Source organism: Cohnella lupini (assembly GCF_003386205.1).
In the GTDB taxonomy this organism is placed as follows: Bacteria; Bacillota; Bacilli; order Paenibacillales; family Paenibacillaceae; genus Cohnella; species Cohnella lupini.
Genome location: NZ_QRDY01000006.1, coordinates 115,513 through 131,555 on the forward strand (window position 1 = coordinate 115,513; position 16,043 = coordinate 131,555).

16 protein-coding genes are annotated in these 16,043 nt (G+C 52.2%); 4 read left to right on the top strand and 12 right to left on the bottom strand.

All coding sequences use genetic code 11. The features are described from left to right. Positions 1 to 21: 21 nt before the first annotated feature. The 5 genes from fni to DFP95_RS12890 all read right to left on the bottom strand — a co-directional run bounded on the left by fni (position 22) and on the right by DFP95_RS12890 (position 6,166). Entirely contained in the window at positions 22 to 1,077 is a 1,056-nt protein-coding gene (gene fni, locus DFP95_RS12870) for a type 2 isopentenyl-diphosphate Delta-isomerase (RefSeq protein WP_342768215.1), read from the bottom strand. A gap of 114 nt (positions 1,078 to 1,191) precedes the next feature. After that, the gene (locus DFP95_RS12875) at positions 1,192 to 2,691 is read right to left on the bottom strand and encodes a putative amidoligase domain-containing protein (RefSeq protein WP_115993038.1); all 1,500 of its coding nucleotides are present in this window, start codon (positions 2,689 to 2,691) and stop codon (positions 1,192 to 1,194) included. A gap of 193 nt (positions 2,692 to 2,884) precedes the next feature. After that, positions 2,885 to 3,448 (bottom strand): outer spore coat protein CotE, encoded by a 564-nt coding sequence (locus DFP95_RS12880; protein ID WP_115993039.1) that lies wholly within the window; start codon positions 3,446 to 3,448, stop codon positions 2,885 to 2,887. A 142-nt stretch (positions 3,449 to 3,590) separates the two neighbouring features. After that, positions 3,591 to 4,562, bottom strand: coding sequence for an aromatic acid exporter family protein (locus tag DFP95_RS12885; protein WP_115993040.1), 972 nt, complete (start codon positions 4,560 to 4,562; stop codon positions 3,591 to 3,593). A 74-nt stretch (positions 4,563 to 4,636) separates the two neighbouring features. Then, positions 4,637 to 6,166, bottom strand: a complete 1,530-nt coding sequence (locus DFP95_RS12890; RefSeq protein WP_115993041.1) for a carboxypeptidase M32 — start codon at positions 6,164 to 6,166, stop codon at positions 4,637 to 4,639. 125 nt (positions 6,167 to 6,291) lie between these two features. Between DFP95_RS12890 and DFP95_RS12895 the strand changes: the two genes are divergently transcribed. Both DFP95_RS12895 and DFP95_RS12900 read left to right on the top strand, forming a co-directional pair. Beyond that, positions 6,292 to 6,633, top strand: coding sequence for an iron-sulfur cluster biosynthesis family protein (locus DFP95_RS12895; protein ID WP_115993042.1), 342 nt, complete (start codon positions 6,292 to 6,294; stop codon positions 6,631 to 6,633). A gap of 21 nt (positions 6,634 to 6,654) precedes the next feature. Next, a complete protein-coding gene (locus tag DFP95_RS12900) occupies positions 6,655 to 7,233 on the top strand; it encodes a beta-class carbonic anhydrase (RefSeq protein ID WP_115993043.1) in 579 nt (192 codons plus the stop codon). Here the strand turns inward: DFP95_RS12900 and DFP95_RS12905 are convergent. Next, positions 7,196 to 7,753: a DUF309 domain-containing protein gene (locus DFP95_RS12905; RefSeq protein ID WP_115993044.1), complete on the bottom strand. Its 558-nt coding sequence runs from the start codon at positions 7,751 to 7,753 to the stop codon at positions 7,196 to 7,198. The two genes, DFP95_RS12900 and DFP95_RS12905, sit on opposite strands and share 38 nt — an antisense overlap. Before the next feature lie 155 nt (positions 7,754 to 7,908). Here DFP95_RS12905 and DFP95_RS12910 point away from each other — a divergent pair, with 155 nt between their 5' ends. Next, complete coding sequence (locus DFP95_RS12910; RefSeq protein WP_115993045.1) at positions 7,909 to 8,331, top strand: hypothetical protein; 423 nt, start codon at positions 7,909 to 7,911, stop codon at positions 8,329 to 8,331. Positions 8,332 to 8,349: 18 nt separating this feature from the next. Continuing rightward, positions 8,350 to 8,616, top strand: coding sequence for a DUF2653 family protein (locus DFP95_RS12915; RefSeq protein WP_245987629.1), 267 nt, complete (start codon positions 8,350 to 8,352; stop codon positions 8,614 to 8,616). Positions 8,617 to 9,346: 730 nt separating this feature from the next. Here the strand turns inward: DFP95_RS12915 and DFP95_RS12925 are convergent. From DFP95_RS12925 to DFP95_RS12950, 6 genes are all read right to left on the bottom strand, one after another. After that, a complete protein-coding gene (locus DFP95_RS12925) occupies positions 9,347 to 10,327 on the bottom strand; it encodes an aldo/keto reductase (RefSeq protein WP_115993048.1) in 981 nt (326 codons plus the stop codon). 107 nt (positions 10,328 to 10,434) lie between these two features. Further along, positions 10,435 to 12,123, bottom strand: coding sequence for a methyl-accepting chemotaxis protein (locus DFP95_RS12930; protein WP_115993049.1), 1,689 nt, complete (start codon positions 12,121 to 12,123; stop codon positions 10,435 to 10,437). A gap of 195 nt (positions 12,124 to 12,318) precedes the next feature. Continuing rightward, a complete protein-coding gene (locus tag DFP95_RS12935; protein ID WP_115993050.1) occupies positions 12,319 to 12,828 on the bottom strand; it encodes an MgtC/SapB family protein in 510 nt (169 codons plus the stop codon). Between the two features lie 9 nt (positions 12,829 to 12,837). Next, positions 12,838 to 13,878, bottom strand: a complete 1,041-nt coding sequence (locus DFP95_RS12940; RefSeq protein ID WP_115993051.1) for a LacI family DNA-binding transcriptional regulator — start codon at positions 13,876 to 13,878, stop codon at positions 12,838 to 12,840. Between the two features lie 69 nt (positions 13,879 to 13,947). After that, the gene (locus DFP95_RS12945) at positions 13,948 to 14,979 is read right to left on the bottom strand and encodes an ABC transporter ATP-binding protein (RefSeq protein WP_115993052.1); all 1,032 of its coding nucleotides are present in this window, start codon (positions 14,977 to 14,979) and stop codon (positions 13,948 to 13,950) included. Further along, positions 14,976 to 16,019: an ABC transporter ATP-binding protein gene (locus DFP95_RS12950; protein WP_115993053.1), complete on the bottom strand. Its 1,044-nt coding sequence runs from the start codon at positions 16,017 to 16,019 to the stop codon at positions 14,976 to 14,978. Before DFP95_RS12950 ends, DFP95_RS12945 begins: the two co-directional genes overlap by 4 nt. Positions 16,020 to 16,043 lie beyond the last annotated feature (24 nt).

The window sequence follows — 16,043 nt, forward strand, 5'->3', positions numbered from 1 at the left end:
ACCGCTTTTCGAATTATTCTCTCATAGCCGCTGAAGCCTATTCGTGCTCGACAATTGCGGAATATTAGCCGCCCCGATTCCGAACATTGCCGTGCGAAGCTCGAACTCGATCCGTTCGAACAACCGCTCGAGCTCTTCGCCGACTTGCAACGCGGGAGCCAGCAGAGCTCGTCCGAACGATACAACGTTCGCTCCGAGAGCGATTGCCATAGCGGCGTCGACGCCGTTCATCATTCCGCCGCTTGCGATAATGCGGCCATCCCGCAGCTCGGCTCTTACTTCCTTGATACACTCGGCCGTTGGCATGCCCCAATCTTGAAACGCTTTCGCAGCCGACCTCCTGACTTCGTCAGCGGAACGATACTTCTCGACTTCGATCCAAGATGTTCCGCCTGCGCCCGCCACGTCTATAAAAGCCACTCCGATATCAGTCAATCTTCTCGCCGTTTCGCCGTCGATCCCGAACCCTACCTCCTTGACGCCGATCGGGAAGGAAGATTCCCGGCATAGGCGCTCGATTTTGCGCAGCAAGCCGCTGAAATCGACGTCCCCGCCGCTCTGAAACACTTCTTGCAAGCCGTTCAGATGAAGGACGAGGCCATCTGCCTCCGTCCAATCCACAGCTCTCCGGCACTCCTCGATCCCGTAGCCGTAATTCAGTTGAACCGCCCCCAGGTTGGCCAGCAAGGGAATATTCGGCGCAAATTTACGAACCTTGAACGATTCCGCGTTGGATGGCTGCTCGATTGCCGCCCGCAATGAGCCGAGTCCCATCGCCCAGCCTCTTCGTTCGGCGGTCTCGGCCAGACGAAGGTTGATGCGGCTCGCTTCTTCCGTTCCCCCGGTCATGGAACTGACCATTAAAGGCGTTTTGAGACGACGGCCCAGGAATTCCGTGGTCGTATCGATCGCCGAATAATCGATTTCGGGCAGCGCGAGATGGCGCAGACGGTAACGGTCGAACCCCGTTCCTTCTCCGCGACCCTCCACGTCCTCGTTCAAGCAAATTTCGATATGTTCTTTTTTCCTTCTTTCGATATCGGTTGCCACTTCCGATAAGGACGACATTCTATTCATGTCTCGATCCTCTTTTCAATCCCGATAGTTGCGTGCTTATTCTGGGTTCTATTTGCAATATTGCCAATATCGATTCGATCTAAATCCGGTTTCGCATCGTTACATAACGTTTCCTTAACCCAAAGGAATGCGCCACTTCAGACGGATGTCCGCCGATTCGTCCCAACTGCGTTCCCGGGCTACGGCGCGAAACAGAAAATCTATGGGCTCCTTATATTCTACATATCCGGACGTCCCGCGGATAGACTCGAAGAACGAATCGGCCGCTTTCATCAACAAGATTCTATCTCCGGCATAGAACGCATCGCGGATACGATCGTCGTCCAACGGCCGATTCGAGGCAAGCTCCCTCGAGTGCTCGGCAGCCACTTTCGCCAATGCGATAACGCCCAAAGCAAGGCTTGGGGAAACCAGCCAACTTGGAGGGGTCCGATATTCGAAGCCTCCGTGCGGCTGTCTCCTGACGTCTCCCAGCGTTCCGTACCTCGGTCTCCTGCGTGCCGCGAGAGGCGGCTCCAACAATCGAAGCGTAAGACCTACCGCATTGTCCAGCGCCCGCAGCCGTTCCCCCGTCATGGCAACCCCGCTCATGTGGATGTGCCCCCCCAGCGGCAAGCCGGGTACGGGTAAAGCTCCAGCGCGCCAGGTTAAGGATGCGCCTGCGGTCCGTTCGGCAGCCAAGCAAAGCAGCCTGTGCATCTCTGACAGCACTTTCTCCGGATCTACGGACGGTCTGGGCCTGATCTCGACGAGCGGCCATCGCTTCTCTCCCTTAACTCTGACGGAATCGCAACCCGCCGCACCGTCCGGAGAGAAATATCTGGTTGCCGGTACGATTCGTCCCTCCTTGGACAAGAGGACGAATTCGGGGTCGGCGCCAAGCTTGGCTTGTACGCCATTCTTCGTCTCGTGAGCCCAATCTTTCGAGAAACGCGATACCGCATCGGATAATCGCTGTTTGGCAGCTCTCCCCGATAGCTTCATCAGCGGAGAGATTCCGGTAACGGTGAATTTCCCCGCTTCGCTTAGAGCAAGCTCCACCTGTCCGAAATCTAAACCCAACAAGTATAACGCCCGAGCCGATATTCTTGCCGCGGGTTTCCATAACGCGTGCTCGCTGGAATAAACGTAACTTCCCGATATACCTTCCGAGCTATATTTAACCCCATTAACTCTTTGGTCAAAGGAATTTACCCTTCTGATTTCGATCGCGTCGAAGCCCCATACCGTCACCGAAACGAACGTATCGGTCGAACTTAGGCTTGAGCGTGTTATTATATCTTTTCCAGCGGTTCCGATGCGGGCCGGCAAGCCTTCCCTGCGAAGCCTTCTCTCGATCTCAATCTCCGGCAAAGCAAGGATTCGCGATGCGGATTCGTTCATTATCCATGGCGTCAACCGAAGCGGCGAACGCGATATATTTTCCTGTTTAATCGGATTGCCCAACGGAATTGCTTTGGGCAACCCCTCCGGTTTCCCGATCGGTATCACGCAATCGTTTGGCCCAATGTCGGAAAATTCGGTAGTAACGGATAGATCTCCCCGTCCCCAAACTCCTAATCGGTCTCCCGGCTTTACGAGCAGTCGGGCCTTTCCTTCCAGCCTATTCTCCAATGCCAAGGCCCTCCTCTACGAAACACGGGAAGGGCCGTCCCGCAGACGGCGCGTGAGCGCCGAAGCCGAATGACCCTTCCCTATGTTCGACGATGCTACAATCAGGCTCATCCCGAAGTTCCGACAGGGCATTAGCCCTCGACTTTTGTTCCGTCTCTGCATAGACTTAAGTACCGGCTGATGACCGAACCGATTACAATTCGTCTTCCAGTAAATCGGAATCGAGATCCTCAAAATCTCCATCATCACCAAGGCCGAAGTCGACGTCTTTACCATCGTCGTCGGATCCGTTGGGATCCACTACGACGCACACCTTAGTTTCCGCCACCATCTCCACGGCGAATTCCCGTTCGACGCGGATGAGCACGGATGAACCACTGGAACTGATCGTCGCTTCCACGCAATTAGGCTCCTGCGTTGCGTCCGCAGTAACCTCTTCCGTGGAAGAGCGATGTTTCGGGTCTACATACGAAAGGGACACGAGCTCGACGTAAGAGATCGTTTCTTTCGCGACATCGGTTTGCGAGTTTTTGTTGTACGAATACCAGATGTTAATATCGTAAGACCCGATAACTTCGATTCCATCCCCTGATTTCACCGCTTCATACTGATGATTGATGATCCACGCTCCCAGTATGCTGGTCGGGTGGTGCGGCGGCGATACGGTGTGGGTAATCGTCGAGAACTTACGGCCTTTGCCGCAAACCGCCTTCGTGATGATTTCCCTGCGCTGTAGCCGTTTATCCGCAATAGCCATTTCGGTAGACCTCCTCCATACGATCAAGTCTCTTAAAGTCTATGCAGGACATTCGTCTAGAGTGACAAAAATGTATTGTTGCATCCCGCAACCGTTACCCGGCAAGTTAGATGCGGGCGGTTGTCTGAATAGACTTTACTTTTCATTGTATGATCGTCTGGGCAGAAGTTGCCTTCCGTTTTTTCTCGCGGCTCGCGATTCCTAAGAATCGACGCAGTTCGCGGGATAACTGGAACAACGCGGAACGGGTTTCGAACTCGTCCCTCGTCTCCGGCAACGGCAGCCCGCGGAAGCTCCGCTCAAGCTCCGAAAGCATTCTCTCCGTTTCTCCTTCATAATATTCCGACTTCACGTCGACCATCAGCCTGTCGAATAATACCGCGATCAGCTCCGCTTGCGGGACATGCCTCGATACGAAAGCTACCGATTCCATCATTAATTGAATCGATTCCAATTGCTGTCTGCGCATCTGAAAATACAGCTGCCACGGCTCGTCCTGCGGGATCAGGCGATTTTCCCGCGCGCGTTGCGACACTTCCATCCCTTCCTCGATGGCCGCCCCCGTCGCCAGTACTTCCTCGCCGCCCCATATGGAATCCGGATTGCGCAGATGCTTCGCCAAATGACCGAATATATCGGAGAAGCCGTTCTCGGTCGCGGCGCGAAGCGCGAACAACGTATGGTTCTCCTTCGGCATGTAGGCGAGATTCAGCACAGACGCCCAGCCCAAGCCGATAACGAGCAGTTCAAGCTCCGTCAAGATAGCGTTCGTCGTGACTTCTCCGCGCGCGAACAAATGGAAGACGATAACCGATCCCGTGATGATTCCGTCCTTCAATCCCGTGCGGGCAAGCAAGGGGTAAGCCAGTAGAATGTATACAGCAAGAACCCATATGTGGAAGCCGATGAACTCGAACAACAACGAAGCAAGAATCAATCCTAATATGGAAGCCATGAATCGGGCGAACACCGTTTGAATACTTCTCTTACGAGTCGTGTCGATGCCCAATATCGCGAGAATTCCGGCGGACAGCGAGTTATCCACGCCGAAGAGAAACGCGGTATAGATCGCCGCGAGAGCTGCAATTGCTGTTTTAATGACGCGAAACCCCATCTGTTATTCCTCCCGGCAGGCAACCACGGCAAAGGGGCGAAGAAGAGTTCCCCCTCTCTCCGCCCCGCCGAGTACTATTCCAAGCTATAGATTTCCCGATACTTCTTCTCTAAATAATCGCACAGATAGGACGATTGCAATGGCTGTCCGCTAATCCGTTCGATGATCTCCGACGGCTTCAGCAATTTCCCGTGCCGGTAGACTTGCTCGGTCAGCCATTCCTTCAGCGGGAGAAGCCGGCCTTCCGCGATCTGGGCATCCAAGTCCGGGAGCTTGCCGCGCGCGATATTCATCATCTGCGCCCCGTACATATTGCCTAACGAATACGATGGGAAATAACCGAATGCGCCGCCGGACCAATGAACATCCTGCAGAACGCCTTGAGCATCGTTCGGAGGGGTTATTCCAAGCGCTTCCTTATATTTATTGTTCCAAACCTCTGGCAGATCGCGAGGGTTCAGATTCTCGTTGAACAGCATCTTCTCGATTTCGTAGCGGATCATGATATGCAAGTTGTAAGTCAACTCATCCGCTTCGATTCGTATAAGGGATGGCTCGACGACGTTGATTCCGCGATAAAATTGCTCTGCTGTAACTCCGTCGAGTTGACCCGGAAAATGAGCCTGCAAATCCGGCAAGTACCGTTGCCAGAAGCCTAGGCTGCGTCCGATCATATTTTCCCATAGTCGGGACTGCGACTCGTGAATGCCCATCGAAGTTCCCGTGCATAACGTCGTACCTTCAAGCTCCGCTTGGATATTCTGCTCGTACAGAGCATGGCCGCCTTCATGAATCGTTCCGAATAACGCGCTCGTGATATCATCGGGCAAATATCTAGTCGTGATTCGAACGTCGCCCGTGCTCAGTCCCGTCGCGAACGGATGCACGCTCTCGTCCAATCTTCCGGCTTCGAAATCGTAACCCATTTCATTCAGGATGTGCTTGCTGAATTTTTTCTGAGCTTCTTTATCGAACGTTCCCTCGAGGAACGAGGTATCCGGTTTGTTCGGAGAATTCGCGATCCGCTCGGCTAGCGGCACTAACCGGTTTCTTAATTCTCCGAAGAGCCGATCTAGCTCGTCGGTCGTCAATCCGGGCTCGTACATGTCCAGCAACGTATCGTACGGAGTCGTCTTCACGCCCCACAATTCGATGAACTGCCTGTTTATCGCGATGATTTTCTCCAAATAGGGTACGAAACCCGGAAAATCGTTCTTCTCCTTCGCTTCTTCCCAAGCGGACTCGGCTTGAGACGTTAATACGACGTATTCGCGGTATAGCTCCGGTGGAATTTTACGATTGCGGTCGTATTCCTTGGTCGTTTCCTCCACGAGGCGGCGATCGATTTCTCCAAGGCGGGAGCGTTGATCAGGCTCGTTCAACATCTCCAGAAGCTCGCCCATCTCCGCCGATGTCGACAGCTTGAACGTTTCGGAGGATAACGCTCCGACGGCTTCCGACCGTTGCGGTATTCCTTTGCGGGGAGCGCCGGTTCTCATATCCCAATAGACCAAACCCAATATTTCCTCGTATTGTTTGATTTGACCCGTCAATTCCCTGAATCGTTCCAAGGGGGACGCCGTTGCCCGTTTTTCGTTGCTCATGAAGGCACAACCTTTCCTTGCTGGATAATGTCTCCTTGATCATACCCTCAGCTAAATTTATAATCAACTTACTAAGCAGAATAAATAGCGTTAATCGCTGGCTGCATGACAGGAGAGGAACACGGATGATCATACAATGGAGCGAGGAAGCGATCCAAGAAGTACAAGCCAGATTCGGCGCGGAAGCCCTCGTATGGAAGCTTGTATCCGATTCCGAGGGATGCGGGTGCTCCGTCAACGGCATTGCTACGTTCTGGGTCATTCAATCGCCCGATAACGGCGAGCTTCAAGCCGAGAGCAACTTCTTCGAGGTTTGGTACGAGCAGCGGCATGAAGTTTACTTCGACGATGTGATGAGGGTAACCTATCAGCCGGAGCGACGGGCGTTCAAGCTAGCGAGCGACGGGCAAATCTACAGCAACAGCTTGAAATTGGAAGACAAACGAATGGCGAACGCCTCGACATAGATGTAGCGGGAGGAACGGGCAATGCGGAAAATGGATCAAATCATGGCATACAATCAAGAGTTCGTTAAGAAGAGAGATTACGAGGAGTATCTGACTACCCGATTTCCGGACAAGCGGATGGTTATCGTTACCTGCATGGACGCCCGCTTGACGGAACTGCTTCCGAAGGCGATGAATCTCAAGAATGGCGATGCCAAAATCATCAAGAACGCTGGAGCCATTCTAACCTCGCCATTCGGTAACATCATGCGCAGCATATTGATCGCGATCTACGAGTTGAACGCGGATGAAGTATTCATCGTCGGCCATCATGAATGCGGCATGACGGGATTGGATCCGAATAGCGTCATCACCCATATGGAAGCTCGCGGAATTCCCGACAACGTCATTCATACCTTGCGCCACTCCGGCATCAATTTAAATCGTTGGCTTACCGGCTTCGACAGCGTGCGGGAAAGCGTAGAAAGCAGCGTAGACATCGTGCGCAATCATCCGCTGCTTCCTCCGAGCACTCCCGTGCACGGACTCATTATCCATCCGGAAACCGGAGAGTTGGAGATGGTCACCGACGGCTACCGTCATCTGGAGTCCCTCGCCTAAGCGCTTTGCGCTTGGCCGATTCTGCTCTGGCCAGTACGACATCGCTGCGATCTCTCGTCTTATGGCGATGAATAACCTCGTCTCCTGCCTCCAACCCGTGAATTCCCCACGCATAGCCAAGCTCCGAGCAACGTGCCTTGGCGGCCTCCAACAAAAGCGCGTCCGTTATCGGCAGTTCGATATCGGCGTAGCTTGCGTTCGGACTATTCCATTCCCTAGTCGCCGCGCGAATCTGTTCGGCGAGTCTTTCCCCATCCAATCCTAACCGGTCGAATTGGGAAGCATCGGCCTCGGTGGCCGCTTTGCCCATTAGCTTCGCTGCTCCCTTCCAATTCCCTCGTCTAGCGTGGTACAAACATACGGAAATTCTGATGAGCACCAGCCAGCAGGTCGTGAAATCCGAATCGGGATGCTCCTTCCAATATTCCTCCATGATTTCATGGCATTCGAAATAATCCCTCGAACCGTTATATTCTGCCAGGTAATGGATATAAGCATCGGGATATGGGGAAAATATCATATAAAAGTGCTCCTCTTAGTCGTCTCGTATTTCCTATCCACTAAGAATACCTTAAAATGGCGGTCGGATACCATCCGTATATGTGAAACCCGCCCGAGGATAATACGTATATTACGAATGAGAAGACAACCATTCAGCAGGAGGAATACAATCATATGTGGAAAAAAGCCTTGTTACTGTTAAGTCTATTCGTTTTCACCGTCGTCGTAACCGTCCCCGCGGGCAACGCGGATGCCAGACCCCGTTCCTTCAGCTCCGGCAAGAAATCGTTCAGCCAAACGCCGGCTAAATCCGATAGCGGAATAAGCAAGAGCTCTACTACGAATAAATCGTCATCCACTTCGGGCACGACAGCCAATCGCGGGTTTTTCGGCGGCGGCAGCTTCATGAAAGGCATGATGATCGGCGGACTTGCCGGCTTGATGTTCGGCGGGATGTTCGGATCCGGAATATTCGGGAATATGATGGGCTTCTTATTAAACGCGGTAGCGTTAATCGTTTTGTTCATGATAGCGAGAGGGATCTACGACGCTTTCAGAAGACGTCGGCAATCCAATCCGAATCAGCGTCGTTGGTAACGATAAATGAGGCTTAGCATGGATGAGATCGTCAACGCCGTTTGCCTGAACATGGCCGAACGTTACGAAGTGCCTGTCGCCTCCGTCGAGGTAGAACTCGTATACGAGGAAGACCAAGGCTTCAGCGCTGAGGTGTGGATTCAAGGACGCCAACGCATCCTGATCGAGGCTAACCTGAAGGAAGCGATCATGCGCTACATGTTAACCCAGTACGATCAACGTGTCTTTTCTTCGCAAATTACGCTGGACGTCGAAGACGAGATGTGGGCGGATATCGAATCGTAATACCTAAGCTCGCTTGAAAATCAAAACGTGTTAAAATACAGAAATGGCGGTACAAGGGTTATCCTTGCACCGCCATTTCTTGCCTTTTAGGGGACCTCCAGCCATCTTATAAAAGAACGGTCTCCTTTTGTTTCCAGCGCAAAAAAACCAGGGCGGTCTTAATGGTCAATTTATGACCTTTTGAGACAGCCCAATGCAACAATTAATCAGATGGCGGCCGCAATTTTCACCACGTGAAGACACTTTGTCAAAGTCGTATTTTTCGACTTTTAACCCACACAATCTTACGCGATACCTCACCATATTCGGTTTTTTCGACTTTGACCCGCATAACCACATTACGTGGTACCTCTCTATAGTCGGTTTTTCCGACTATGGCCGGCTCAACCTTACTTAGCACCTCACCATAGTCTGTTTTTCCGACCATGACCCGCACAACCTTAAGCGGCACCTCACCATAGTCGGTTTTTCCGACCATGGCCGGCTCAACCTTACGTAGCACTTCGCCATAGTCGGTTTTTCCGACTATATGTCTCACACAGACTACGAGACACCCGATAGGCTGTATAGCTTTGACCTAGTATGACAGCCAAGATTCTATTACGATGATGAATGTATTTTATATTTATAATTCCACGAAAAAGAACGCATGAACGAGGTCGGGCTTGAGACCGACCTCGTTACATGCGTTCTTCGCCTATTGCTTATCCTTAAGAACGATAATTCCAGATCACCAAGCGTACGCTTTAGGGGCGGAACCGCCCGGCCCCGGGAAGATTTCGTCCAAACGCTTAAGCGTGTCCTCTTCCAAGACGATATCGACGACGCGAAGAGCGGTTTGTAATTGCTCAAGCGTTCTTGGCCCGATAATCGGTGCCGTCATCGCCGGCTGTACCAACGTCCAAGCGAGCGCGACGTTCGCTTCGCTTTCTCCAAGCTCCCGGCAAAGCGCTTCGAACGCATGCAATTGATCGCGATGCTTCTCCACTCTCTCCGGATTGTTCGCTCTCTTGGAGCCGGCGATAGGCTTTAATGCATGACCGCTTAACAATCCGCCTTCAAGCGGACTCCATGCGATAACGCCGATTCCCAGCTCTTCGGAAGCGGGCAAAACCTCGAGTTCCGGCAGACGGCAGAGCAAGCTATATTTATGTTGTTCGCTGACGAGTCCGAGCATGCGGTGAGATTTCGCTTCGTATTGGGCTTTGACGAGATCGCGTCCGGCAAAATTGCTCGAACCCACGTACCCGATCTTGCCTTGATGAAGAACGACGCTGAATGCTTCCCATAGCTCGTCCCACGATACGTTGCGATCCACGTGATGCATCTGGTAGAGCTCGATATGATCGGTCTGCAGACGTTTAAGAGATCCTTCCAAATGACGGCGAAGCTTATATGCGGACAATCCCGCTCCACTGTTGGGACCATCGGATTCATGGCTCATATCGCCATAGAACTTAGTCGCCAGCACGACTTTCTCGCGGCGTCCGCCGCCTTGCGCGAACCAACGTCCGATGATTTCTTCCGTTCTGCCTGCGTTCTGGCCCCAGCCGTAAATATTCGCGGTATCGAAGAAATTGATACCGGCATCCAGGGCTGCATCCATAATCCGGAAAGATTCGTTCTCGTCCGTATCCACGCCGAAGTTCATCGTTCCCAAACAAAGCTTGCTTACTTTAAGGCCTGATCTTCCTAGCGAACTATACTTCATGATTTCCCACGCACCTTTGTATCGAATTTCTGTTACTTGTCTATTGTACCGGAAAATTTGTCCAAAACAAAGGAAAGGCAGCCAGAGAAGGCAGCCTTTCCTAAGGATTAAAGGGTGAACTTCTTAACGATTACTTGCATGTCCTTGGCGATTCCGGACAAAGTCTGTGACGATTTCGTCATCTCTTCGCTGGAAGCCAGCTGTTCTTCCGTGGATGCCGCAACCTGTTGCGACATACCGGCCGTCTGTCTGGCGATATGCCCCATATTGGCGATCGACGCCGCGACTTCCTCGGAGCTTGCGGCCAATTGTTCGGCGGCAGCGGCAGCTTCCTGCACCCTGTTCGATACCTCGCCCGTCGATATGACGATTTCCCGGAAAGCCGTTTCGGCGTGTTCAACGGCCAATACGCCCTCTTGGACTTCGGCAAGGCTTTTCTTCATGGTCGCCGAAGCGGACTTCGTGTCCTCCTGAATCGAAGCGATCAATTCGATTATGCCTTGCGAGGATTCGTCGCTCTGGGAGGCTAGCTTGCGAACCTCTCCCGCCACGACGGCGAAGCCTTTGCCATGCTCTCCGGCGCGCGCCGCCTCGATCGCGGCGTTAAGCGCCAGCAAGTTGGTTCGGGCGGCGATGTCGCCGATTAAAGCGGATATTTCGCTGATCTGCGAAGACTGCTGCTCGAGCTTGCGAATCGTAATGCTGGCTTGCTCGACGGAATCGTACAACCCTTTCATCCGGTCCGACACTTCGATGATTTTCTCCGAACCGTTATTCGCGCGTGCCGCCGCTTGTTGCGACAGCTCGGATACGTCTCCCGTCGTTTCCGCGATCCGCTGAACGCCTTCCGCCATTTCGTCGATGACGCGTCCGCACTCCGCCGCGGTATTCGCTTGATCTTCCGAACCGGAGGCTACTTGTCCGATCGATTCCGAAACGTGTCTGGCGGCTTCGGAGTTCTGCTCGGAGCTCGCGTAAAGCTGGGAGGAAGCCGTTGCGACGGACGTCGCGGATTCCTGCAATTGCTTTACCGATTGCTGCAAGTTATTCAATGTCTTGTTCACGGATTCCATCATAACGCCGAACTCGTCCTTGCGTTTGATTTCAAGCGGCTTTACCGTCAAATCCCCTGTTGAAATTCTATTCATCATTGCAGTCGTAGCTCTTAGCGGTTTCGTGATATTCTCGATCAATGCCCAAGCCAAGGCGGCGATGACCAATACAATGACGATTCCCAAGTAAAACAACGCGGATGAAGTCTCCGTATACAGCTTATCGCTGTTCACTTCGCTTTGCTCTGCTCCGGCGTGATTATAGACGATTAATTTATCAACCGAGATGCGGAGATCCGCGAAAGCTTTGCTGATTTCTTCGAAGTTAGCTGCCGATTCCGCTTCGCTTAATTTTCCGGCGTTGCTAGCGGTGAATCCTTTTACGAACCTGGCCCAAGCTTCCTGCAAGGTTGCGTAATCCGCTTTGTCTCCTTCTGCAACCGTGTCCCCGTATTTCTTGATTCCGGTATCGATCGTACCGACGAGTTCGCCCATTTTATCGTTGACTTTTTTCAGGGCATCCGCGTCTTTCAGTATCGATGTTTGATAGTAATTGCTTAAAAACTGTTCAATACTAACGTTAACCTGGTTAATCGTCTCGATGCCGTACATCCAATTCTTCGTTACGTCTTGCGTAAAATCGCTCATTTTCTTGATTTGGGTCAGTCCGTTCAAACCCAGCACGAATACGAAAACAAGCACGATGAAAAACGAGCCTAGAAGCTTTGTCCTAACCGATCTCATGATATTCCCCCTGATGATGTTGTCTACTCTCTATTTATCGTCATCGACCACTAGGAATGATAAGAGGTAAATCAATAATAAACGATTGTAAAATATGAATAAATTTCCATATTCAAGGTCCTTGCCTTGCGTTCCGAATCAATCGATTTACCGGAAAAGAAGAAGCGGCTCCCGCGAATGGGCGCCGCTTCTTTGTTAATTCGCTTTTCTCTCTTGCCTCTCTAGCTTCTCCTGTCTCGATTGGACCCGTTCATGCTCCCGCTTCTCGATCCATCCGCCTACATAGATGAACAGAAACGCAATCGCGATCGTAAAGATCACGATGCCATAAAACCCGGCTCCGATACCGATGCCGACGCCTCCCGCGAAAAGGATCATCGCGGCCGAGGTCAAACCTTTCACCTCGAAGCCGGTTTTCATGATGAGCCCTGCCCCGAGAAAACCTAATCCGGTTACGATTTGCGCGGCCAATCGCATCGGATCCATCATCGTTCGTTCGTGCAGATGACTATACATTTCCACGCTTTCGATGGAAACAATGGTGATCAGCGCGGAAGCCACCGTAACGAACGTATAGGTTTTCACTCCGGCGGGTTTGTTTTTATGAGTTCGGTCGAATCCGATCAACAGCCCTAGAAACGCGCTGAGAAGAATCCGGAAATAGATTTCGTAATCGGAGAATAAGTCCGAAAAATTAATCGTCATGCGTACCTCCTAATCAACTCGCCCTCCAACGGAAGCGCAAGAATTTCTCTCGATGATTTTGCTATCGACGATCCAACGATCGTCATAAACGCCTTCCAGAACGGCAAGCTCATGCATGAGCAGTTTGACCGATTGCGCCCCCAGCTCGGAAGGCTGTAAATCCATGCCCGTAAGCGAAGGCGTCGCCTGACTCATCATCGCGAGATCGCCGCAGATGACGAATATCGATATATCCCCGGGGACGTCAAGTCCCAAACCCTTAATCGCGTTCATCGCGCTGAATGCCGTGCGATCGTCGTCCGCGATTATTGCCGTCACTTTCTTCCCTTGCGCAATAAGCGCATGAACCGTTTCGTCGTAACCGTAATTCATGTATTCTCCGGAATGAATATCGGGCATATAGCGGATCATATGCGATTGCGGTTCGATTTGATGCTCTCTTAACGCTTGAACGAACGCTTCCGTTCTTTCGAGGGAAACCGTTTTACGCAGACCCGCGTTAAGAAACATTATGTCGCTGTGTCCTAGACCGATTAAATAGCCGCAAATGTCGCGAATGATACGATTATTGTCGTTGTTGACCGTGGGAACGTCCCTCACGTTCGAATTGATGATTCTACCGACCGTGACGAAAGGAATTCGGTTGCGGTGCAGCAAATCGATGCGTTCATCCTCTTCCTCCGGACCAAGGACGATGGCCCCGTCGATCGGATAGCTGGCCAAAGAAGGCGTCTTGACCTCCTGAGAGGGAATCATATCGAGAAGCACGCGGTATCCGAACGTGGAGGCTTCCAGTACGACGCCGTTGATGAACTGATTATGGAACGTACTGAAGAAGACGTTGCCGTGCTGGATCGTCAGCCCGATGGCCATCGTTTTCTTCGTTACCAAGCTCCGCGCGATATGATTCGGCACATAGTTCAATTCCCTTGCGACGTTCAACACTCTTTCGGTCACCTTTTTGCTCGCCGGTCTTTTCTGACTGAACACGTTGGATACCGTTCCTTTGGATACGCCTGCCTGACGGGCAACGTCATCGATTTTAGCCATTTCTCGGCAACAACCTTTCAAGGCGCCAAACCGCGATCAGGAAATACGAACATTGTTCCCGGATTCGGTTTAGCTAATGTTGACGGCGTCGTCATGAACGCCTTTCAGATTCAGTTCCTCCGCGTAATGGCATGCCACATAGTGACGATCGCCGACTTCGCGGAGCGCCGGTGATTCCTGAACGCATTTATCGGTTCGGTACGCGCAACGCGGATGGAAATGGCAGCCGCTAGGAGGATTGGCCGGATTCGGCACCTCTCCCTCGAGAATGATCCTGCTTTTCTTCTGCTCCGGGTCGGGCTGCGGCACAGCCGACATGAGCGCTTCCGTATAAGGGTGCTTTGGCGATCCGAACAGAGAGTCCGTTGACGCCTGCTCGACTATCCGTCCCAAGTGCATAACGGCGACTCTATCCGAAATGTTCTGAACGATGGATAGGTCATGCGAGATGAAAATATAAGTAATCCGGTACTGCTCCTGTAAATCCTTAAGCAGGTTAATGATCTGGGCTTGGATGGACACGTCCAAAGCCGACACCGCTTCATCGCAGACGATCAGCCTCGGCTGCGTAATGAGCGCCCGCGCGATCGCGATCCTCTGTCTTTGCCCTCCGGAGAATGCATGGGGATACCGCTTCAAGTAGCTGGCGTTTAATCCCGTTTTCTCCGCGATGTCCGTTACCTTGGCGTCGATCTCCGACTTGTTCAGCTTAAAGTTAGCTACAAGCGGCTCCGAGATGATGTCGTACACGCTCATTCGCGGACTTAAAGAGGAATAAGGATCCTGAAAGATCATCTGAATGTCTTTTCTGAACTTCTTGGCTCCCTTGCCCTTCAGCTTCAAGAAATCGACGCTCTCTCCCGACTCCGAATGGTAAACCACATCTCCGGAGGAAGCGCTTACCCCCTTCACGATGCACCTGCCCAACGTCGTTTTCCCGCTGCCGGATTCTCCGACTATGCTTAACGTCTCGCCTTCGTCCAGCTCGAAGGAAATATCGCTCAATACCCTTACCGAGGAAGGTTTACCGAAAAACGTCTTCTTGGATTTCACCTGGAAATCCTTGTTCAAATTCTTGACGTTAAGAATGGGTTTCTTCATATCGAATCTCCTTCCCGCGAATCCGAGTACAGAAAACATCTGACCATATGATCGTCGGATATATGCGTCTTGGGGACGGATCGGGCGTTGCAGACACCCTCGATGCGATCGCTGCAACGCTCGTAGAATCCGCACATCGGCGGCATATTGATAGGCATCGGAACCGAGCCCTCGATCGAGTCCAATCGCTTGCTCTTATCCCCTCCCAATCGGGGCATCGATTTCAGCAAGCCTTTCGTGTACGGATGCTTAGGATTATAGAACAGCTCCTTCACCGGCGCCTGCTCGACGATCTTGCCTAAGTACATAACGGCGACCTCGTCGCACATTTGCGCGATAATGCCGAGATCGTGCGTAACAAGCAGAATCGCCATCCCGAACTCCGCTTGAAGGGAACGCATCAATTCCAGCACCTGGGCTTGAATCGTAACGTCCAAAGCCGTCGTCGGTTCGTCGGCGATCAATAGCTCGGGGTTGCACGATAGCGCCATCGAGATCATCGCCCGTTGACGCATCCCTCCCGAAAATTCGTGCGGGTATTGGTCGAAGCGCTTCTCTTGGTCGGATATTCCGACCTTTCCGAGCATCTCAAGCGCGATCTTCTTCGCTTCCTTCTTATTCTTCGTTCGGTGAATCAGGATCGCTTCCATGATCTGATTCCCGATCGTATACATCGGCGAGAATGCCGTCATCGGCTCCTGGAAGATCATGGCGATCTTCCGTCCGCGAATCGAGCGAATCTTCTTGCTGTTCGGGTCAAGCGACAAGAGGTTCAGTTCCTCCCTTGTCTGCTCTTCCTCGGAGCGGTATATGATCGTACCCGAAGTCTCGCACTCCTTCGGGTTAATGCTGATGATCGCTCTGCTCGTCAAGCTTTTGCCGCAGCCGGATTCGCCTACAAGACCTAAAGTCTTGCCTTTTTTGATCTCGAAATCGACCCCGTCGACCGCTCTCATTTCTCCGTTATCCATCTGTATCCGAATTTTGAGATCCTGAACGGACAACAGCGGTTGCTCTGCTCTTATGGCCTGAGTCGTCATGCTATCCCCTCGCTCGCTTATTAA